At 67.7% G+C, this 18,690-nt stretch carries 17 protein-coding genes; 8 read left to right on the plus strand and 9 right to left on the minus strand.

What is annotated here, in order from left to right; translation table 11 throughout:
- Positions 1 to 63: 63 nt before the first annotated feature.
- On the plus strand, positions 64 to 1,092 hold the full coding sequence (locus MT490_RS11605) for a substrate-binding domain-containing protein (protein WP_297387557.1): 1,029 nt from the start codon (positions 64 to 66) through the stop codon (positions 1,090 to 1,092).
- A 190-nt stretch (positions 1,093 to 1,282) separates the two neighbouring features.
- Positions 1,283 to 2,779, plus strand: coding sequence for an MFS transporter (locus tag MT490_RS11610; protein WP_297387560.1), 1,497 nt, complete (start codon positions 1,283 to 1,285; stop codon positions 2,777 to 2,779).
- Positions 2,780 to 2,920: 141 nt separating this feature from the next.
- Here MT490_RS11610 and MT490_RS11615 read toward each other — a convergent pair whose 3' ends face one another.
- The 4 genes from MT490_RS11615 to glmM all read right to left on the minus strand — a co-directional run bounded on the left by MT490_RS11615 (position 2,921) and on the right by glmM (position 6,404).
- Positions 2,921 to 3,568 (minus strand): ribonuclease HII, encoded by a 648-nt coding sequence (locus tag MT490_RS11615; protein WP_297387563.1) that lies wholly within the window; start codon positions 3,566 to 3,568, stop codon positions 2,921 to 2,923.
- Positions 3,561 to 4,718, minus strand: coding sequence for a bifunctional hydroxymethylpyrimidine kinase/phosphomethylpyrimidine kinase (thiD, locus tag MT490_RS11620; RefSeq protein ID WP_297387566.1), 1,158 nt, complete (start codon positions 4,716 to 4,718; stop codon positions 3,561 to 3,563). Before thiD ends, MT490_RS11615 begins: the two co-directional genes overlap by 8 nt.
- A 121-nt stretch (positions 4,719 to 4,839) precedes the next feature.
- Complete coding sequence (locus MT490_RS11625) at positions 4,840 to 5,064, minus strand: DUF1272 domain-containing protein (RefSeq protein ID WP_297387569.1); 225 nt, start codon at positions 5,062 to 5,064, stop codon at positions 4,840 to 4,842.
- Positions 5,064 to 6,404 carry a phosphoglucosamine mutase gene (gene glmM / locus MT490_RS11630; RefSeq protein WP_297387572.1) on the minus strand — a complete coding sequence of 447 codons (1,341 nt, stop codon included), beginning with the start codon at positions 6,402 to 6,404 and terminating at the stop codon, positions 5,064 to 5,066. The genes MT490_RS11625 and glmM overlap by 1 nt, the downstream gene beginning before the upstream one ends.
- Before the next feature lie 71 nt (positions 6,405 to 6,475).
- Between glmM and MT490_RS11635 the strand changes: the two genes are divergently transcribed.
- A complete protein-coding gene (locus MT490_RS11635; RefSeq protein WP_297387575.1) occupies positions 6,476 to 7,744 on the plus strand; it encodes a cation:dicarboxylase symporter family transporter in 1,269 nt (422 codons plus the stop codon).
- A gap of 7 nt (positions 7,745 to 7,751) precedes the next feature.
- On the opposite strand, the gene gorA is transcribed toward MT490_RS11635, so the two are convergent.
- The 3 genes from gorA to pgi all read right to left on the minus strand — a co-directional run bounded on the left by gorA (position 7,752) and on the right by pgi (position 11,488).
- Complete coding sequence (gorA, locus tag MT490_RS11640; RefSeq protein ID WP_297387578.1) at positions 7,752 to 9,101, minus strand: glutathione-disulfide reductase; 1,350 nt, start codon at positions 9,099 to 9,101, stop codon at positions 7,752 to 7,754.
- Positions 9,102 to 9,120: 19 nt separating this feature from the next.
- Entirely contained in the window at positions 9,121 to 9,795 is a 675-nt protein-coding gene (locus MT490_RS11645) for a hypothetical protein (RefSeq protein ID WP_297387581.1), read from the minus strand.
- A 199-nt stretch (positions 9,796 to 9,994) separates the two neighbouring features.
- Positions 9,995 to 11,488 carry a glucose-6-phosphate isomerase gene (gene pgi / locus MT490_RS11650; RefSeq protein WP_297387584.1) on the minus strand — a complete coding sequence of 498 codons (1,494 nt, stop codon included), beginning with the start codon at positions 11,486 to 11,488 and terminating at the stop codon, positions 9,995 to 9,997.
- A 106-nt stretch (positions 11,489 to 11,594) separates the two neighbouring features.
- On the opposite strand from pgi, the gene lepB reads away from it, so the two are divergent.
- The 3 genes from lepB (at position 11,595) to era (ending at position 14,249) form a co-directional block, all read left to right on the plus strand.
- Positions 11,595 to 12,458 (plus strand): signal peptidase I, encoded by an 864-nt coding sequence (gene lepB, locus MT490_RS11655; protein WP_297387587.1) that lies wholly within the window; start codon positions 11,595 to 11,597, stop codon positions 12,456 to 12,458.
- Between the two features lie 11 nt (positions 12,459 to 12,469).
- Entirely contained in the window at positions 12,470 to 13,126 is a 657-nt protein-coding gene (gene rnc / locus MT490_RS11660; RefSeq protein WP_297387590.1) for a ribonuclease III, read from the plus strand.
- 229 nt (positions 13,127 to 13,355) lie between these two features.
- The gene (gene era / locus MT490_RS11665) at positions 13,356 to 14,249 is read left to right on the plus strand and encodes a GTPase Era (protein WP_297387593.1); all 894 of its coding nucleotides are present in this window, start codon (positions 13,356 to 13,358) and stop codon (positions 14,247 to 14,249) included.
- A 9-nt stretch (positions 14,250 to 14,258) separates the two neighbouring features.
- On the opposite strand, the gene MT490_RS11670 is transcribed toward era, so the two are convergent.
- Positions 14,259 to 14,804, minus strand: a complete 546-nt coding sequence (locus tag MT490_RS11670; RefSeq protein ID WP_297387596.1) for a hypothetical protein — start codon at positions 14,802 to 14,804, stop codon at positions 14,259 to 14,261.
- A 54-nt stretch (positions 14,805 to 14,858) separates the two neighbouring features.
- Positions 14,859 to 15,551: an NAD-dependent deacylase gene (locus MT490_RS11675; protein WP_297387644.1), complete on the minus strand. Its 693-nt coding sequence runs from the start codon at positions 15,549 to 15,551 to the stop codon at positions 14,859 to 14,861.
- 223 nt (positions 15,552 to 15,774) lie between these two features.
- On the opposite strand from MT490_RS11675, the gene MT490_RS11680 reads away from it, so the two are divergent.
- Both MT490_RS11680 and MT490_RS11685 read left to right on the plus strand, forming a co-directional pair.
- Positions 15,775 to 16,095: a hypothetical protein gene (locus tag MT490_RS11680; RefSeq protein WP_297387646.1), complete on the plus strand. Its 321-nt coding sequence runs from the start codon at positions 15,775 to 15,777 to the stop codon at positions 16,093 to 16,095.
- 471 nt (positions 16,096 to 16,566) lie between these two features.
- The gene (locus tag MT490_RS11685) at positions 16,567 to 18,660 is read left to right on the plus strand and encodes a PAS domain S-box protein (RefSeq protein WP_297387599.1); all 2,094 of its coding nucleotides are present in this window, start codon (positions 16,567 to 16,569) and stop codon (positions 18,658 to 18,660) included.
- The last annotated feature ends 30 nt before the right edge of the window (positions 18,661 to 18,690 follow it).

The following is an 18,690-nucleotide window of genomic DNA, read 5'->3' on the forward strand; positions in this document are numbered from 1 at the left end:
GCTTGTCATTGCATATTATGCGAAGCGGCGAAGACCGTGCGCGGGGAAAGGACAGCCGGGGGTATGCAGCGCAAGCCGACCTCATTCGACATCGCGCAACTCGCGGGGGTTTCGCAGCCCACCGTCTCGCGCGCGCTGCGCGGCGAGCTGGGCGTGAACCCGGCGACGCGGCTGCGCATCGAATCGATCGCCAAGCAGCTCAACTACCGCGTCGACAAGGCCGCATCGAACCTGCGCACGCGGCATTCGCAGACGCTGGCCCTGCTCTTCTTCGAGGACCCGACCGCCGACGATTCGCTGATCAACCCCTTCTTCCACGCGATGCTGGCATCGATCATCCGCGCCTGCGCCGAGCATGACCATGACCTGCTGATCAGCTTCCAGCAGCTCTCCAGCGACTGGCACACCGATTACGAGGATTCGCGCAAGGCCGACGGGATCATCCTGCTCGGCTATGGCGATTACGAGCTCTACCGCACGCGGCTGCGCGCGCTCGAGGATGCCGGCACGCATTTCGTGCGCTGGGGCTCGGTCCAGTCCGAGGCCTCGGGGCTGACGGTGGGGTGCGACAATCACGGCGGCGGCAAGGAGGCGACGCGCCACCTGCTCTCGCTCGGCCGCCGCAACATCGCCTTTCTCGGCAGCGCGTCGAGCCACTATCCCGAGTTTCATGATCGGTACCGGGGGCACGTCGCCGCGCTCAAGCAGGGCGGCGTGATTCCGCGTCCCGGCCTCCAGATCGACGCGATCACCACCGAGGAATCGGGCGCCGCCGCCGCGAACGCGTTGCTCGCCAGCGGCGAGAAGTTCGACGCGATCCTCGCGGCGAGCGACCTGATCGCGATCGGCGCGATGCGCGCCTTGCAGGCGACGGGCAGGTCGATCCCCGACGATATCGCGGTGGTCGGCTTCGACGACATTCCCGCCGCGAGCAGCGCCGCACCGCCGCTCACCACGGTGATGCAGGACCCGCGCCTCGCCGGACGCAAGCTCGTCGAGACGCTGATCGGCCGCATCCGCGAGCAGCCGGTGGGCTCGGCGCTGCTGCCGACCAAACTCATCGTCCGCAAATCCTGCGGCGCGGCGGGCTAGCCCGAGACTTGCGACCTTCAGACCTCGCTCGTCCAAACCCAATCCGTCACCCCGGCCTTGTGCCGGGGTCCACCGCGCGGCTGAGTGAGAAGCAAGCGCCGCCTGCCCTTCCATCGCGGCACCGTGGATCCCGGCACAAGGCCGGGATGACGAAGGATGCAATCACCTCCGTCTTCCTTTGGAGCCCCGAATGACCGAAAAGCCGCGCCAGTCCTTCGCGGGGCTGTGGAACATCTCCTTCGGGTTCTTCGGCATCCAGATCGGCTTCGCGCTGCAGAACGCGAACATGAGCCGAATCTTCCAGACCTTCGGCGCGAAGATCGACGACCTTCCCTGGCTGTGGGTGGCGGCGCCGCTCACCGGGTTGCTCGTCCAGCCGGTGATCGGCCATTTGAGCGACCGGACCTGGCTGGGAAGGCTGGGCCGCCGCCGCCCCTATTTCTTCGCCGGCGCATTGCTCGCGGCGCTCTCGCTGTTCGCGATGCCGCTGGCGCCCGCCTTGCTGTTCGCCGCGGTGATGCTCTGGGTGCTCGACGCCTCGCTCAACGTCTCGATGGAGCCGTTCCGCGCCTTTGTCGGCGACATGTTACGCAAGGACCAGCACGCCGCCGGCTATGCGGTGCAGACCGCCTTCATCGGCGCGGGCGCGGTGGTGGGATCGATCTTCCCCTGGGTGCTCGAGCATTTCGGCGTGTCCAACATGGCGCCCGACGGCGGCATTCCGGACACGGTGCGCTACGCCTTCTGGTTCGGCGGCGGCGCCTTGTTCCTATCGGTCCTGTGGACCGTGGTGACGACGCGCGAATACGACCCCGACGCCATGGCGGCATTCGACGCACCCGTCGAGCCGGATGGCGCCCCGACGCCCGGTACGCTGGCGGAACGCGGCTACGGCACCAGCGCGACCTGGCTCGCCGCTGGCGCCGCCGTGATCTGGGCGGTCGGGCAATTGGGGCTCGAGAAGGAAGTCTATCTGCTCGGCGCGCTGCTGCTCGGCTACGGCCTCGCCAGCGCCCTCGCGATCGCGCTCGCCCGCGCGGGCTCGCCCACCAACATGCTGAGCAGCATCGTCGGCGATTTCTCGGGCATGCCGCTGCTGATGAAGCGCCTCGCGGTCGCGCAATTCTTCAGCTGGTCGGCTCTGTTCATCATGTGGATCAACACCACGCCGATCGTGACCCAGGTCTTCTACGGCGCCGCAGACGCGAGCGACCCGCTCTACCAGCAGGGCGCCAACTGGGTCGACGCGCTGTTCGCCACCTATAACGGCGTCGCGGCGGTGGCGGCGCTGACCCTGCTCCCCTTCCTCGCCGCGCGCATCGGCCAGGCGCGCACGCACATCGTCGGGCTGCTCTGTGGCGCGGCGGGCTATGCCAGCTTCTTCGTGATGCCCGACCGGCACTGGCTGCTGCTGAGCGAGATCGGCATCGGCGTGGCCTGGGCGTCGATCCTCGCAATGCCCTATGCGATCCTCGCCTCCAGCCTGCCGCAGAAGAAGCTCGGCATCTATATGGGGCTGTTCAACGTCTTCGTGGTGGTGCCGCAATTGCTCGTCGCCACTGCGATGGGATCGATCATGAAGCGCTTCTTCCCGGGCGAACCGATCTGGACCATGGCGTTCGCTGCGGGAACCCTGCTGCTGGCGGCGCTGGCGATGACGCGGGTGGACCGGCTGACGCGGGGATAGAAGTAAGTGGAAACACCCCGTTCGTCCCCGGACTTGATCCGGGGTTGTCGAAGCACCGTTCTTCTCTTCGGCGTCGGGAGAAAAGGAGGACTGCCCTTCGACAAGCTCAGGGCGAACGGAGTTAAGACCAGCCGCTCCAACTTACTCCGCAGCCCGCACGATAGGCCCGAAATCGAGCTCGGCCTGCGCGACGGGGGCGAAGCTGCGGCGGTGGTGCGGCGTCGGCCCGAGCGTGCGCAGCGCTTCCTGGTGGAACTTGGCCGAATAGCCCTTGTTGCTCGCCCAGCCATAGCCGGGATGGAGAAGGTCGAGCTCGGCCATCATGCAGTCGCGCCGGTGCTTGGCGACGATCGAGGCCGCCGCGATCGACAGGCACAAGGCGTCTCCGCCCACCACCGCATGGCTCTGGTGGTTCCAATCGGGGCAGCGATTGCCGTCGACCAACACGAAGGCCGGCACGAAGCCGAGCGCGTCCACCGCGCGGGTCATCGCCAGCATCGATGCCCAGAAGATGTTGAGCGTATCGATCTCCTCGACGCTCGCGATCCCGACGCCGACCCGCGCGCATGCGAGCAGTTCGGCGCAGAGCCGCTCGCGCTTGGCAGCGGTCAGCACCTTCGAATCGTCGATGCCTTCGGGGATGCATTTGGGATCGAGCACCACCGCCGCGGCGACCACCGGCCCGGCGAGCGGCCCGCGCCCCGCCTCGTCCACGCCCGCCACCGGGCCCTTGTGCAGGCGCTGGAAGCGGCGTTCGAACTTCAGATCAGGCCCAGGATCCTTAGGCATCGTCGAGCCGCCATGGCGGAAAGCGGCGCATCTCGCCAGCCTGGTAGAGGCGGACCGAATTGCCCGCCGGATCGCGCAGCCGCGCCTCGCGCCAGCCCCAGGGCTCGTCCTTGGGTTCCTGCTCGAACTTGAACCCCTGCTGCTGGAGATAGGCGACGGTCACGTCCAGGTCGCCGCATTCGAAATACACCACCGGCGCGGTGTAGCTCTCGTCGGTGGCGACCGAGAAGGTCGCGCCGCCCTCGGTCTCGAAGCGGGCGTAGCGCGGGCTGGCGCGGACCACCTGCCGCAGGCCGAGCAACCGGTAGAAGCGCTCGCTCGCGGCCAGGTCCTGCGCGGGGACGGTAACCTGGTTCAGCATCGGCTCGAAGAAGCTCATGTTGAGATCGAGCCGGACGGCCTGCTGCCCCATCGGCCCGTGCCCGCGGCCGAGCTCGGGCGCGGCGCGCATCGCGATCCGCACGAAGCGCCGCGCACGCGCCACCGCCTCGGGCAGGTCCCATTCCTGCGCCAGCCCGCAGGCTATCGCCGAGGACAAGGTGCAGCCGGTGCCGTGCGTCGCCGCGCTCTCGATCCTGGGATCGCTCCATTCGATCTCGGGCGGATCGTCGGGATTCGCCGAATGGAGCCGGTCGGTCACTTGCGGCGTCTCGCCATGCCCGCCCTTCACGAGCACGGCGCAGCGATGCGCCGCCACCAAAGCCGCGGGGCTGCCGCCGAGCGCCTCCAGCTCGGGCAGGTTGGGCGTCACCACCGTCGCGCGCGCCATCAGCCGCTCGAACGCGGCGATGGTCGCGTCGTCGGCGAGCGTCGCGCCGCTGGTCGCGACCATGACGGGATCGAACACCACCGGCACGCCGGGCAGCTCGCCGAGCTTCTCGGCCACCGCCAATGCGGTGCGCGCCGATCCGATCATCCCGATCTTGATCGCGTCGACCCCGAGATCGCGCACCACCGCGTCGATCTGCGCGATCACCATGTCGGTGGGCACCGGATGCACGCCGGTGACGCCCAGCGTGTTCTGCGCGGTGATCGCCGTGATCGCGGTCATCGCATGGCCGCCGAGCATGGTGACGGTCTTGATGTCGGCCTGGATCCCCGCGCCGCCGCCCGAGTCCGAACCGGCAATGATCAGGATACGCGGCGTCATACCGTTCCCCTTTCGGCACCCTGAACTTGTTTCAGGGTCCACCGTGCCGCAAGCGATGTCGCCGGTGGAGCGATGGATGCTGAAACAAGTTCAGCATGACGGAAGAAAAACAACGACATTGCTAGCCCTTGAAACGGCGTTCCGTGCTCGCCGGATTGTTGACGAGCGCCTTACCAGTTCGCGTCGGCCGGTCCATCAGTTCGCCGCCGCAATTGGGGCACCTGTCGTCGAGCGCGTCGGCGCAGGCCGCGCAGAAGGTGCATTCGAACGAGCAGAGGAACGCGCCCGGATCGTCGGCGGGCAGATCGGCGCCGCAGCGTTCGCAATCGGGGCGCATTTCGAGCATCAGGCCGCCGCCGCGCGCACCGCGTCGCATACGCGGTCGACCACGGCCTCGACCTGCCCGCGATCGTCGCCCTCGGCCATTACCCGGATCACCGGCTCGGTGCCCGAGGCGCGGATCACCAGCCGGCCGTTGCCGTCCAGCTCGGCCTCGGCGGCGGCGATGGCGTCCTTGACCCGCGCCTCCTCGAGCGGCTTACCGCCCTTGAAGCGGACATTCTTGAGGATCTGCGGCAAGGGATCGAAGCGGTGGAGCACTTCGCTCGCCGGCGCACCCGCGCGCACCAGTTCGGCCATCACCTGCAGCGCCGCGACCAGCCCGTCGCCGGTGGTGGCGTAATCAGAGAGGATGATGTGGCCGCTCTGCTCGCCGCCGACATTGTAGCCCGACGAGCGCATCTTCTCGAGCACGTAGCGGTCGCCCACCGCGGTGCGCACCATGCCCAGCCCCTGCGCGGCGAGGTGGCGCTCGAGCCCGAGATTGGACATGACCGTGGTCACCAGCCCGCCGCCCGCCAGCCTGCCCTGCCGCGCCCAGCCGCCGGCGATCAGCGCCATCAACTGGTCGCCGTCGATCACCCGGCCGGTCTCGTCGACCACGATCAGCCGGTCGGCGTCGCCGTCCAGCGCGATGCCGATCTGCGCGCCGCTCGCCACCACCGTCTCGCACAGGGTCTCGGGCGCGGTCGAGCCGACCCCGTCGTTGATGTTCTTGCCGTTGGGGGTGACGCCGATCGCGATCACCTCGGCGCCCAGCTCCCACAAGGCCGAGGGCGCGACCTGGTATGCGGCGCCGTTGGCGCAATCGACCACGACCTTGAGCCCGTCGAGCGTCAGGTCACCCGGGAAGGTCGACTTGGCGGCGTGGATGTAGCGCCCGCGCGCATCCTCCACGCGCCGCGCCCGCCCGATATTCTGCGCGCGCGCCAGCGGCACCTCGCCGTCGATCAGCGCCTCGATCGCGAGCTCGTCCTCGTCGGAAAGCTTGTAGCCGTCGGGCCCGAACAGCTTGATGCCGTTGTCGGCGTAAGGGTTATGGCTCGCCGAGATCATCACGCCCATGTCGGCGCGCATCGACTGGGTGAGCATCGCCACCGCGGGGGTGGGCATCGGCCCGACCAGCACCACGTCCATGCCGACGCTGGTGAACCCCGCGACCATCGCATTCTCGAGCATATAGCCCGAGAGTCGGGTATCCTTCCCGATCACCACGCGGTGCTTGTGCTCGCCGCGCACGAAATGCGCGCCCGCGGCCATCCCCACCTTCATCGCCATCGCCGCGGTCATCGTCGAGACGTTGGTCGTCCCGCGAATTCCGTCCGTACCGAAATATTTTCTTGCCATGCCCTGCCTGTTCGCGCCCTTGTGGCGTTTCGTGCCCGCAGAGATAGCGGCGAAAACCACAAAGGGCGAGCATGTCGCAACCTACCCGCATTCTTCTGGCCCTGATCGTCGGCCTTGCCATCGGCGCACTGCTCGCCGCCTATGCACCCGCTGCCGCCCTTTCGGCGGCGGATATCGCGCAGCCGATCGGCCAGGCCTGGCTCAACGGCCTGCAAATGACGATCGTTCCGCTGGTCGTCGCGCTGTTGATCACCGGCGTCGCCGCGACGACCGAGGCCGCGCAGGCCGGCCGCCTCGCGGGCCGCGCGATTGCACTCTACAGCGTGCTGATGTTCCTGTCGGCCGCCGCGGCCGCGCTGCTGACGCCGCTGTTGCTGCAGCTGTTTCCACTGCCGCAGGAATCGGCGGCGAACCTACGCGCAGCGCTCTCCGGGGCCGGTCAGATCGGCCCGATGCCCCCGATGGGCGAGTTTTTGGCGGCGATCATCCCGGCCAACATCGTCAAGGCCGCGGCGGAGAATGCGTTCCTGTCGCTCATCATCTTCGCGCTGATCTTCGCCTTTGCGCTCACCCGCGTCGACGATGCCGGGCGCAGGATGATGACCGGCTTCTTCATCGCGCTGCGCGACGTGATGCTCGTAGTCATCGACTGGGTATTGTGGGTCGGCCCGGTGGGTGTGTTCGCCCTCGCCTTCGTCGTAGGTGCCAAGGCGGGTACCGGCGCGTTTGGCGCGCTGATCCACTATATCCTGATCGTGTCCGCGGTGGGGCTGGCGGTGTCGCTGTTCGCCTATCCCGCTGCGGTTATCGGCGGCCGGGTGCGCTTCATGCGTTTCGCGCGCGCCGCGCTCCCCAGCCAGGCAGTTGCGATCAGCACCCAGTCGTCGCTCGCGACGCTGCCCGTGATGGTCGAGGGATCGAGCAAGATCGGCGTGCCGGTGGCGGTCTCGGGCGTGACGCTGCCTTTGGCGGTAGCGATCCTGCGCGCGACCGGGCCAGCGATGAACTTCGCGGTCGCCATCTACATCGCCGAATGGTTCGGCGTGCCGCTAACCCCGGCAACGCTGGCGCTGGGCACGATCGTCGCGATGCTGACCTCGCTCGGATCGGTCAGCCTGCCGGGGACGGTAAGCTATATCAGCGCGATCGCGCCGGTCGCCTCGACGCTCGGCGCGCCGGTGGCGCCACTGGGCCTGCTCGTCGCGGTCGAGACCCTGCCGGACATCATGCGCACCGTAGGCAACGTCACCTGGGACGTTGCCGCCACCGCGTGGCTGTCGCGTCGCACCGGCAAGGTGCCGCTCGACGAGGCGGACGCGATGCTCGCCGAGCGCGAATAGGCGCGCCCTACTTCAGCAGCACCAGCTCTTCCGCCATGCTCGGATGGAGCGCGACAGTGTCGTCGAACGCCTCCTTGGTGAGCCCGGCCTTCACCGCCACCGCCGCGGCCTGGAGGATCTCCGGCGCGTCGGGGCCGATCATGTGGATGCCGACCACGCGGCCGGTCATCCCGTCGCACACCATCTTGTAGAGCGCCCGCTCGTTGCGATTGGCGAGGACGTTCTTCATCGCGCGGAAGTCCGAGGTGTATACCTTGACCGAGCCGAGCTTGTTGCGCGCCTCGCCCTCGGTCATGCCCACTGCGGCGATCGGCGGATGGCTGAACACCGCGCTCGGCACATTGCCGTAATCGACCGTCTTGGGCTTGCCGCCGAAGATCGTGTCGGCAAAGGCCTGCCCCTCGCGGATCGCGATCGGGGTGAGCTGGATGCGATTGGTCACGTCACCCACGGCATAGATGCTGTCGACGTTCGTGCGGTTCTGCGCATCGACCTTGATCGCGCCCTTGGCGTCGAGCTCGACGCCGGCTTCCTCCAGCCCGAGCCCCGTGGAATTGGGCACCCGGCCGGTGGCGAAGAGCACCACATCGACTTCGACCGGTTCCTGCCCGGTGAGGAACACCTTGAGGCAGCCGTTTTCGAGCTTCTCGATCTTTTCGAACTCGGCGTGGAAGCGGAAGTCGATCCCCTTGGTCAGCGAGATCTGGAGCAATCGGTCGCGCACCGAATGGTCATAGCCGCGCAGGATCACGTCGGTGCGGTTGACCACGATCACATGGCTGCCGAACTCGTTGAAGATCCCCGCGAACTCATTGGCGATATAGCCGCCGCCCGCGATCATGATGCGCCGCGGCAGGCTCTCGAGGTGGAACGCCTCGTTCGAGGTGATGCCATGCTCGTTACCCGGAAACTCGGGGATGTGCGGATGCGCGCCGGTGGCGACGAGAATGTATTTCGACGTGATCTTCTTGCCCGAGGCCAGGGTGACTTCGTGCGGCCCGGTCACGGTCGCGCGCTCGAGGATGATCTCGGCGCCGGCATTCTCCAGCCCCTGGGTATAGAGCCCGTTGAGCCGGTCGACATCGGCGAGGACATTGTCGCGCAGCGTCGCCCAGTCGAAGGCGCAGTCAATGGGCACCTGCCAGCCGAAGCGCTTGGCGTCCTTCAAATCCTCGGCGAAATGCGCGCCGTAGACGAGCAGCTTCTTGGGCACGCAGCCGCGGATCACGCAGGTGCCGCCGACGCGATATTCCTCGGCGACCGCCACCCGGGCGCCATAGGCCGAGGAGACGCGCGAGGCGCGCACGCCCCCCGACCCCGCGCCGATGACGAAGAGATCGTAATCGTATTCGGCCACCCACGCTCTCCCGCTTTGGTCAGGGGCGCGAGATAGGGGGTGTCGGGCGCGATGCCAATGACGGCGCGCGCGCCTGGACGAGATCGGTGCGGCGCGAGAGAAAATAGAGCAGCCAGGCGATGCCGATCGCGCCGATCGCGCCGAGGATCGCGGCGGGACCGATCGCGTCGGGCGGGACGAAATGCGTGGCGAGCAATGCGAGCGCGATCAGGCTGCCGACCCAGAGGTGCAGCGCCGTCCGCCACGCATTGCCGCGGCGATAGCGGTCGGCGAACTCGGCCGGCATGGGTGCGCGCAGCGCGAGCGAGGCCGCGATACGGCCGCGCAGCGCCTTGAGGTCGCGGCGATAGCGCCAGAGCAGATGGAGATCGGCGCCATGCCAGAGCAGCAGCCCGCCCATCACGATCGCGCCGATCGCGCTGCCGTCCAACCCCAGCACCGGTTGCAGCGCGAGGAGCACGGAGGCGAACGCGAAGATGATCCCGAACATCGCCCATTGCGGCGGCGGACGGCTGTCGACGATGAACTTGTCGATGATCGCGAACGCCTCTTCGCGCCACGGCGCGATCGCGTCCGCCGGGATCGGCAGCATGCGTCCGTCGCCGGCGCTGAACATCGTGCCCAGCGGCGAGTGCGCGAACCAGCGCTCGACCGCCGCGCGCTCGCTCTCCCGCACTCGCTTCTCGTGGTTCATCGCCCCGCCCCTCGCCGTGCGGGGCGATGCTAGCGCATCAAGGGTAACCGATTGCTTGCCGCCAGGCCGCACACAATCCGTCACCCCGGCCTTGTGCCGGGGTCCACGGTGCCGCGCTGGAAGGGCCAGAAGCTCAAGCTTCTCCCCCATCCTCCCTGTGGCCCCCGGCACAAGGCCGGGGTGACGAACTAAAGAGAAGTCAGCCGAAGGCGCGACGGATCAGGTCGCTGGTCGAGGGATCGAAGTCGCCACCGCCGGCCGCCGCCGCCTTGGCCATCTCCTTGCCGAGCTCGACGCCGAACTGGTCGAACGGATTGATGCCCAGCAGCACCGCGTTCACGAAGGTGCGCTGCTCGTAGAAGGCCAGCAGCGCGCCCAGAGTCCGCGGATCGAGCGTGTCGAGCAGCAGCGTCGACGAGGGCCGATCGCCCGGATAGGCGCGCGCCAGGTCGTCATGCGCCTTGCCCGCCATCAGCGCGGCACCCTGCGCGAACATGTTGAGCAGCAGCTGGTTGTGGTGCGCGTCGTTCTGCGCGTCGCCCGGCTCGATCACGCCGACGAACTCGACCGGCACGAGCCGCGTGCCTTGGTGGAGCAGCTGGAACACCGCATGCTGCGCATCGGTGCCGACGCCGCCCCAAGTGATCGGCGCGGTCGGCCAGTCGACCGGCTGCCCCTCGGCAGTGACGCGCTTGCCGTTCGATTCCATCTCGAGCTGCTGGAGATAGCTCGGCAGCAGCCGCAGCCTCTCGTCATAGGCGAAGGTGGCGCGCGTCTCGCAGCCGCGCGCCTGGGTGTAATAGAGGTCGGCGAAGGCCGCGAGCGCCGGTGCGTTCTTCTCCAGCGGCGTCAGGCGGAAATGGCGGTCCATCTCGGCCGCCCCCTCCAGCATCTCCTCGAACGCCTCCCAGCCGAGCGCCAGCGCCGCCGGGAAGCCGATCGACGACCAGAGCGAGTAGCGCCCGCCGACCGACTCGGCGAAGGGCAGCACGCGCGTCTCGTCGACGCCCCATTCGATCGCCTTCTCCGGCGCCGCGGTCAGCGCCACGACGCGGCCATAGGGATCCTCGACGCCGTTGCCCTCCAACCAGGCGAGCGCGCTGTCGGCGTTGAGCATCGTCTCGGTGGTGGTGAAGGTCTTGGAGGCGACCGCGACCAGGGTCGCCTGCGGATCGAACCGCTCGAGCGCCTCTTCGAGCGCGAGCCCGTCGACGTTCGAGACCACCGCCACGTCGTAGCGATCGGCGTCGCGACCGAGCGCGTCGACCAGCAGATCGGGGCCGAGCGCCGATCCGCCGATGCCGATATGGAGGATGTGCCGCACCGGCCCCAGCGCCTCGGCCTCGATCGCGTCGATCAGCGCGCGCATCCGGGCATGGAAGCCGCGCGCGCGCGCCACGCTCTCGGGCGCGCCCTCGCCGCGCTCGGCGCTGTGCTCGGCGGCGCGGCCCTCGGTGACGTTGATCGCCTGGCCCGCGAACAGCGCGTCGCGCTTCGCGGTTAAGCCCATCGAGTCGGCCAGCGCGGCGAAGGCGCCGACGGCCTCGGCGGTCAGGTGCGTCTTCGACCAGTCGAAATGGATGCCCGCGACATCGGCCGAAAATCCGCTCACGCGATCCGGATCCGCTTCGAAGAGCTGGGGGAGCGGGGCGGGCTTCAATGCGCGGATCGTCGACCAGTCGGGCAAGGCCATGTTCATCTCCTTGGGGGCAGGCTCGTCCCCTAACGTCCCCCAACCGCGGCTGCCAGCCGGATTCAGCCGCTTGACCTCCCCGCCCAGCCCAAGCAGAGCACGTCATATGGATAATGTGCCCTCGACCGAGCCCGAAAAGCCCGCAGCCGACGCTCCCAAGCCCTATTCGGTGGGGACCGCGAGCGAAAAGCCCAAGTCCGAATGGCGCGATCTCGCGTCGTTCCTGGTCAAGCTCGCGCTGATCGTGTTCGTGGTCCGGAGCTTCATCTTCTCGCCTTTCTCGATCCCCAGCGAATCGATGCTGCCGCGGCTGCTGATCGGCGACTATCTGTTCATCACCAAGTGGAACTACGGCTATTCCAAGCATTCGCTGCCGTGGAGCCTGCCGCTGATCCCGGGCCGCGTCTTCCCCGGCACGCCCGAGCGCGGCGACGTGGTGGTGTTCAAGGCGCCGCCGGGCAACGACACCGACTGGATCAAGCGCGTCATCGGGCTTCCGGGCGACAGCGTGCAGATGGTCGGCGGCCAGTTGATCCTCAACGGCAAGCCGATCCCCAAGGATCGCATCGCGCAGTTCGTGCTGCCGATCACGCCCAATTTCCAGCGCTGCCAGGCGCAGTTCCAGAATGTCGACGCGCAGGGCAACCAGGTCTGCAGCATCCCGCGCTATCGCGAGACCTTGCCCAACGGGAAGACCTATGAAGTGCTCGACCAGGGCACCTATCCCAAGGACAATACCGGCATCTACACCGTGCCCGCCGGCCATGTCTTCCTGATGGGCGACAATCGCGATAACTCGACCGACAGCCGCTTCAGCCATGCCGATGGCGGCATCGAGTTCGTGCCGCTCGAGAATCTCGAGGGCAAGGCGGTGGTCACCTTCTGGTCGACCGACGGCAGCGCCAATTGGTTCCTGCCCTGGACCTGGTTCACCGCGGCGCGCTGGAGCCGCATCGGAGAGGGCTTCTGACCGCCCCCGCTTTGGGGGGATGGATCGCCGAGACCTTCGGCCGCAAGCCTGCGGACCTGACCGCCTACCAGCGCGCGCTGACGCATGGCAGCCAGGCCGCGGCCAATTACGAGCGGCTCGAGTTCCTCGGCGATCGCGTGCTCGGCCTCGTCATCGCCGAATGGCTGTTCGAACGCTTCGCCGACGAACCCGAGGGCGCGCTCTCGCGCCGGCTCAACGCGCTGGTGACTGGGCCGGTCTGCGCCGATGTCGCGCGTGACGTCGGCGTCGCTCCGCACCTCCGGCTGGGCAAGCAGGCGCGCGAGGACGGCGCGGCGGACAGCGACAATGTCCTGGGCGACGTGATCGAGGCTCTGATCGGCGCCTTCTATCTCGAATTCGGCCTCGAACCGGCGCGCGCCTTCATCCGCAAGGCCTGGGCGCCGCGCATCGACACGCAGACGCACGCGCCCCGGCATCCCAAATCGGCGCTCCAGGAATGGGCGGCCGCCAACAACCGCCGCCCGCCCGAATATGCGATCGTCGACCGCTCGGGCCCCAACCACTCGCCGCGCTTCAAGGTGAAGGTGGCGATCGGCAAGCTCGCGGATGCCACGGGCGAAGGCACGAGCAAGCAGGAAGCCGAGACCGCGGCAGCGGCGGCACTGCTAGAGAAGCTGCAAAAATGATGTTCACGCAAAGGCGCGAAGGCGCGAAGAGAATTTGTTCGCGCAGAGGCGCAGAGGACGCAGAGAGCGTGAATCGCCGCGCAAGCGGCGCCTTCTCCGAACGCGAGAGTGGTCGATGCTTCGCATCGGGGCACAACTCCTCTGCGTCCTCCGCGCCTCTGCGCGAAATCAACCTTTCTTCTCTTCGCGCCTTCGCGCCTTTGCGTGAACCAATTTCAAGGCCCACTCCATGACCCAGCATTGCGGCCTCGTCGCGATCGTCGGCGCTCCGAATGCCGGCAAGTCCACGCTCGTCAACGCGCTCGTCGGCCAGAAGGTCGCGATCGTCAGCCCCAAGGCGCAGACCACGCGCGCGCGGCTGATGGGCATCGCGATCCACGGCGACGCCCAGCTCATCCTCGTCGACACGCCCGGCATCTTCACTCCCGAGCGCCGGCTCGATCGCGCGATGGTCGCCGCCGCCTGGGAAGGCGCCGAGGGCGCCGACCTGATCGCCCTGGTTGTCGACGCCAAGGGCGGCATCGGGCCCAAGGTGGGCCAGGTGGTCGAGAGCCTCGCCGGACGTCCCGAGCGCAAGATCCTGATCCTCAACAAGGTCGACGTCGCCGACAAGCCGCGCCTCCTCGGCCATGCCGCCAAGCTCAACGAGATGCTGCCCTTCGACGAGACCTTCTTCGTCAGCGCCCAGACCGGCGACGGGGTCCCCGAATTGAAGGCCGCGCTCGCCGCCGCCATGCCCGAGAGCGCATGGCATTTCCCCGAGGACCAGGTCTCCGACGCAACCGACCGGATGATCGCCGCCGAAGTCACGCGCGAGCAGCTCTACCTCCAGCTCCACGCCGAGCTGCCTTATGCGAGCGCGGTCGAGACCGAGAAATATTCCGAGCGGCCCGACGGCTCGGTCGAGATCCACCAGCAGATCCTCGTCGCGCGCGACACGCAGCGCGCGATCGTGCTCGGCAAGGGCGGCGCGCGGATCAAGGAGATCGGCGCCCGCGCCCGCGCCGAACTCTCACGCATCATGGGCGTGCCGGTGCACCTCTACCTCCACGTCAAGGTCAACCCGAAATGGGAGGACGACCGCTCGCTCTATCGCGATATCGGGCTCGACTGGGTCGAGTGACGCCCCGCCTCAGCGGTCGATGCGGAAGCCCCAGCTCGATCCGCCGCTCCTGTCGAAGCAGCTCCCGCTGATCGATTGCCCGTCGGCCGCCACGTCCCCGCTGCACTGGCCGTTGGCGACGTTCATGCCCGGCGCCCGGAAATCATGCTTCGCCTTGCGCTCGGTCAGCGCGCCCGAACCGCTGCCGACCCAGGCACCATTGGGCGCATATTGCTGGAAGGAATAGGCCCGGCCGTTCTGCTCGACCTGGAAGGCATAGCCGTCGGGCGACCGCCAGTTTCCCGAAATGTCGGGGATCGACCCGGCCGAGATCCGCTGCGCGACATCCTCGAGCGCGCCCGCCGCCGCGCCGTAGCTGTTGCGTTGCGCGTCGGCGAGCCCCTTGGCCGCATCCGCCGGCGGCGCAGCCGCGGGCTCGGGGGTCGCGGCCGGGGGCTGGACCGCGGCGCGCGTGATCTTGTCCCAGTTCGAAAGCAACGATGCTCCGAGCACGCCGATCAATCCGATCAGCGCGACCATGATCTGCGGGCGCCAATTGCCGGGCGGTGACTCCATGGTCCTTCTCCGCCAGATATCGCCCGGAAAAATAGCAGAAACGCGCGGCGAATCCTATTCCGCCAGCAATTGCTCCACCCAGGCCGGCACCAGGGTCCCCGCCGGCCCCATCCGGCTCTCGCCGAACCACAGGCTGCCCTCGGACGGATCGAGATTGAGCTCGAGCGTCGCCGCGCCGTGACGGCGCGCGGTCTGGACGAAGCCCGCGGCGGGATAGACCGCGCCCGAGGTGCCGATCGAGACGAACAGGTCGGCCTCGGCCAGCGCCCGCTCGATCCGGTTCATCTGGTACGGCATCTCGCCGAAGAAGACGATGTCGGGGCGGAGCGCCGCCGCGCCGCAATCCGGGCATATGCTCGCGGGCGGAAGCGGCCCCTTCCAGGGCCTCCGCTCGCCGCAATCGGCGCAGAGCGCCGATTTGAGCTCGCCGTGCATGTGAAGCAGGCGCGTCGAGCCCGCGCGCTCGTGCAGGTCGTCGACATTCTGCGTCACCAGCAGCAACTCGCCCGGCCATTCGGCATCGAGCCGCGCCAGCGCGCGATGCGCCGCGTTTGGCTCGACGGTGGCTAGCTTGGCCCGGCGCTCGTCGTAGAAGCGATGCACCAGCTCGGGCTGGCGGAACAGCGCCCGCGGCGTGCACACGTCCTCGACGCGATGCCCCTCCCACAGCCCGCCGGGGCCGCGAAAGGTCGCCACGCCGCTCTCCGCCGACACGCCGGCGCCGGTGAGTATGACGATGTTCACGATCGTCCCGGGCCTGCGGAAGGATAGGGCATTTTCCGCGCGTTTCTCAGGGAGAGCCTGACATTCCCTAGGGACGGCAACTGATAGAGCAGCGGGGTCGGCTTCGATAGAGCTGGTGGGGCTGCGTCGCCCTGGCTTGCCGCCGACATAGCGCTTTTCCGTTCGCCGCTCATGGAAGGAATAGGAAATGAACCTCAGTCGTGTCGCAATCTTTTGTGTCGCCCCGATGGCATTGAGTCTCGCGGCACCCTCCCCCGCCCTGGCCCAGGCATCGACCCCTTCCACGTTCGAGCGCGCCATGCTCGCCGAGCTGGACGCCCCGACCCGCGCCGAGGTCGAGCGGCGGGCAGTCGCCGGCAACACCGTCAAGGGCGTCATCGGCACGATATTGCTCAACAATTACTATGCCGCCGGCGCGAGAAGGCCGGGACGTGCGCTCACCGTCGTCGCGATCGATTTCTCGCTCGGCGTCGTCGTCTTCCGGCGCGCGGCCAACGTGTTCGAGGTGCAACGCTTCAACCCGCAGACGCTCCGCCTGCTGCGCTGACCGCGCGGGAGCGGACCGGGCCGTTCGCCGGCGCCGGGTCAGGAGCGCACCAGCCGATCCCGGGCGAGATGGCAGCCATCTCGCCCGGTTGTCTTTCGACCTCTCGCCAAGCCTATTTCCATCATCCCCGCGCAGGCGGGGATCCAGAGCCAAGCAATACCGTCCGGGCAGAGAGACCCCGGATCCCCGCCTTCGCGGGGATGACGAGAATATATGAGTCCTCAACCTACGGCCGATGAAGCGCCGGACCTGTCCATCTGGGCCGGAGGTGAATCCGGGAGCAGGATCGGCGGGCTGACAGTAGTACTACTAGATTGGATGCGTGCGAGGGCGTGCCATTCTCCAGGCGTCCGCCCCGAGGGTCTGCGACATGGTGCCGAGGACGTGCGTCCCTCCAGTAGCTATCCGATGGAAGTCATGAGGCGATCCAGGAGTTTGGGACTAAGGCATATTTGGCCGTATCTCGTTGCGGTGGTTCTTTTCGTTGTCGCGGCCATCGGCATCGTCCAGGCGGTGCTTTCGGTAAGCGAATCGATACAGACGGTCGACCATAGTGCGCGAACCATCGCCGCCGCCAACGACATGCAGACCACGGTGCGAGACATCGAATCCGGGCAGCGCGGCTACCTCCTGACCGGGGATGTCACCTATCTTCGCGCCTATGAGCGCTCCCTCGGCCGGCTCGACGTACGCATGGAGCGACTGGGGGGGCTCCTGAGCGCCGATCCGGCGCGGCAGGCGCAGATGGACCGCATCCGCGGCCTGGTCGCCGAGAAGCTCCGCGTCACGCAGTCGACGGTCGAGCTCAAGCGCCAGGGCAAAGCCGTGCAGGCACTGGAGGTCGTCCGCTCGGGGGCAGGTGAGCAAGCGATGGAGGCGGTGGAGACCGAAATCCAGGCGCTTCGGAACCGCGAACTCCAGCTGAACGAGCGGGCGCGCCAGAATGCCGGCGCCAAGGGGCGCGGCGCGATACGGATCGTGCTGCTGGCGGCGGTCGCGATCCTCCTGTCAGGCGCGGCGGCGGCCTACGGCATGCTGCGTTCGCGCGCCCGGATGGACGAGGAGACGGCCGCTGGAGATCGCCGCTTCCAGACCACCTTCGACGAGGCGGGGGTGGGCCTCGCGCTGGTCGGCGTGGATGGCCGCTGGCTGCACGTCAATCGCCAGCTCAGCATCATCACCGGCTATAGCCAGGAAGAGCTTCTCGAGGATGTCACCAGTCCCGAAGACCTGCACGACGACCTGATCGCCGCGGACCGGCTGGTGTCGGGAAACGCGGACTATGTGATGCGGGAGAAGCAGTTCACCCGGAAGGACGGCACCGTGCTCTGGGTCAACACGAGGGGTAGGCTGATCCAGGATGCCGATGGCAAGCCGGATTTCCTCTTCGGCGTGGTCGAGGACATCAGCGAGCGCAAGCGGATCAATGCCAGCCTGATCGAGAGCGAAGCGCGTTACCGTGCCGTCTTCGACAGCGCGCTGGAAGCGATCGCTGTGATCGACGCCAAGGGCGAGATCCAGTCGATCAACCCCGCCGTGGAGCGCATCTTCGGCTATGCTCCGGAAGAACTGGAAGGACAGAATGTCCGGCTGCTCGTACCGGTCGAGCTCGTGCGCGAGCACAAACGGTATCGCGAGAACGGCAAGCGCGGGCTCATCGGCGGCCACCGCGAGGTCGTGGGCCGGCGCAGGGACGGCGGCAGCGTGTCGATCGATCTCTCGGTCGCGAAATGGGAGCGCGACGGACAGACCTTCTTCACCGGGATCATGCGCGACGTCACACCGCGCCGCGCGGCCGAAGCGGCGCTGCGCACGAGCGAGGAGCGCCTGCGCTCGCTCCAGGCCGAATATGCACATCTCGCCCGCGTCAACGAATTGGGAGAAATGGCGGCGGCCATCGCGCACGAGATCAACCAGCCACTCACTGCGATCGTGAACTATCTGAACACCGGGCTGTTCGCCATGGCCGACGGGTTCGGCCAGGAAGCCTTCGGCGAGGCCGAGGAGGTGATGTCGCAGGCTTCGCAACAGGCGCTGCGGGCGGGCGAGATCGTCCAGCGGCTACGCGAATTCATCCGCAAGGATACCGGGGAGCGTCGCGTGGAGGCCGTCGAGATGCTGGTCGACATGGCGAGCAGGCTCGCGCTGATCGATGCCGCCGCCAACGGCATCAGCGTGGAGCGGGTCGCAGGCGCCGAAGGCGTGGAGGTGCGCGTCGATCCGGTTCAGATCCAACAAGTGATCGTGAACCTGGTCCGGAACGCCATCGACGCGATGGTGACGCTGCCGCCATATGAAAACCGGCGGCTGACGATCACCACGCGCGAACTGGAAAGGGGGAATGCGGTCGAGATCGTGATCGCCGACACCGGCCCGGGCATCGCCCCCGGAATGCGCGAGAAGATCTTCGAACCCTTCGTCACTTCGAAGGCGAACGGGATGGGCATCGGGCTGTCGGTCTGCCGGCGGCTGATCGACGCGCACGACGGATCTATTGAACTCGAAGAAGAGACCGGTCGTGGCGCAGCGTTTCGGATATGCCTGCCCCGATATAGTCCAAGTTGACCAGAAGTTACCATATATCCCTGTAGAAAT

The sequence above is a fragment of the Sphingomonas sp. genome (assembly GCF_026460985.1).
Lineage (GTDB): Bacteria > Pseudomonadota > Alphaproteobacteria > Sphingomonadales > Sphingomonadaceae > Sphingomonas.

Bases quoted from the DNA above. Each gene is read 5' to 3' on its own strand.
- MT490_RS11605 (WP_297387557.1), top strand. From the start codon at position 64: ATGCAGCGCAAGCCGACCTCATTCGACATCGCGCAACTCGCGGGGGTT.
- MT490_RS11610 (WP_297387560.1), top strand. From the start codon at position 1,283: ATGACCGAAAAGCCGCGCCAGTCCTTCGCGGGGCTGTGGAACATCTCC.
- MT490_RS11615 (WP_297387563.1), bottom strand. From the start codon at position 3,568: ATGCCTAAGGATCCTGGGCCTGATCTGAAGTTCGAACGCCGCTTCCAG.
- thiD (WP_297387566.1), bottom strand. From the start codon at position 4,718: ATGACGCCGCGTATCCTGATCATTGCCGGTTCGGACTCGGGCGGCGGC.
- MT490_RS11625 (WP_297387569.1), bottom strand. From the start codon at position 5,064: ATGCTCGAAATGCGCCCCGATTGCGAACGCTGCGGCGCCGATCTGCCC.
- glmM (WP_297387572.1), bottom strand. From the start codon at position 6,404: ATGGCAAGAAAATATTTCGGTACGGACGGAATTCGCGGGACGACCAAC.
- MT490_RS11635 (WP_297387575.1), top strand. From the start codon at position 6,476: ATGTCGCAACCTACCCGCATTCTTCTGGCCCTGATCGTCGGCCTTGCC.
- MT490_RS11645 (WP_297387581.1), bottom strand. From the start codon at position 9,795: ATGAACCACGAGAAGCGAGTGCGGGAGAGCGAGCGCGCGGCGGTCGAG.
- pgi (WP_297387584.1), bottom strand. From the start codon at position 11,488: ATGGCCTTGCCCGACTGGTCGACGATCCGCGCATTGAAGCCCGCCCCG.
- lepB (WP_297387587.1), top strand. From the start codon at position 11,595: ATGGATAATGTGCCCTCGACCGAGCCCGAAAAGCCCGCAGCCGACGCT.
- era (WP_297387593.1), top strand. From the start codon at position 13,356: ATGACCCAGCATTGCGGCCTCGTCGCGATCGTCGGCGCTCCGAATGCC.
- MT490_RS11670 (WP_297387596.1), bottom strand. From the start codon at position 14,804: ATGGAGTCACCGCCCGGCAATTGGCGCCCGCAGATCATGGTCGCGCTG.
- MT490_RS11680 (WP_297387646.1), top strand. From the start codon at position 15,775: ATGGCATTGAGTCTCGCGGCACCCTCCCCCGCCCTGGCCCAGGCATCG.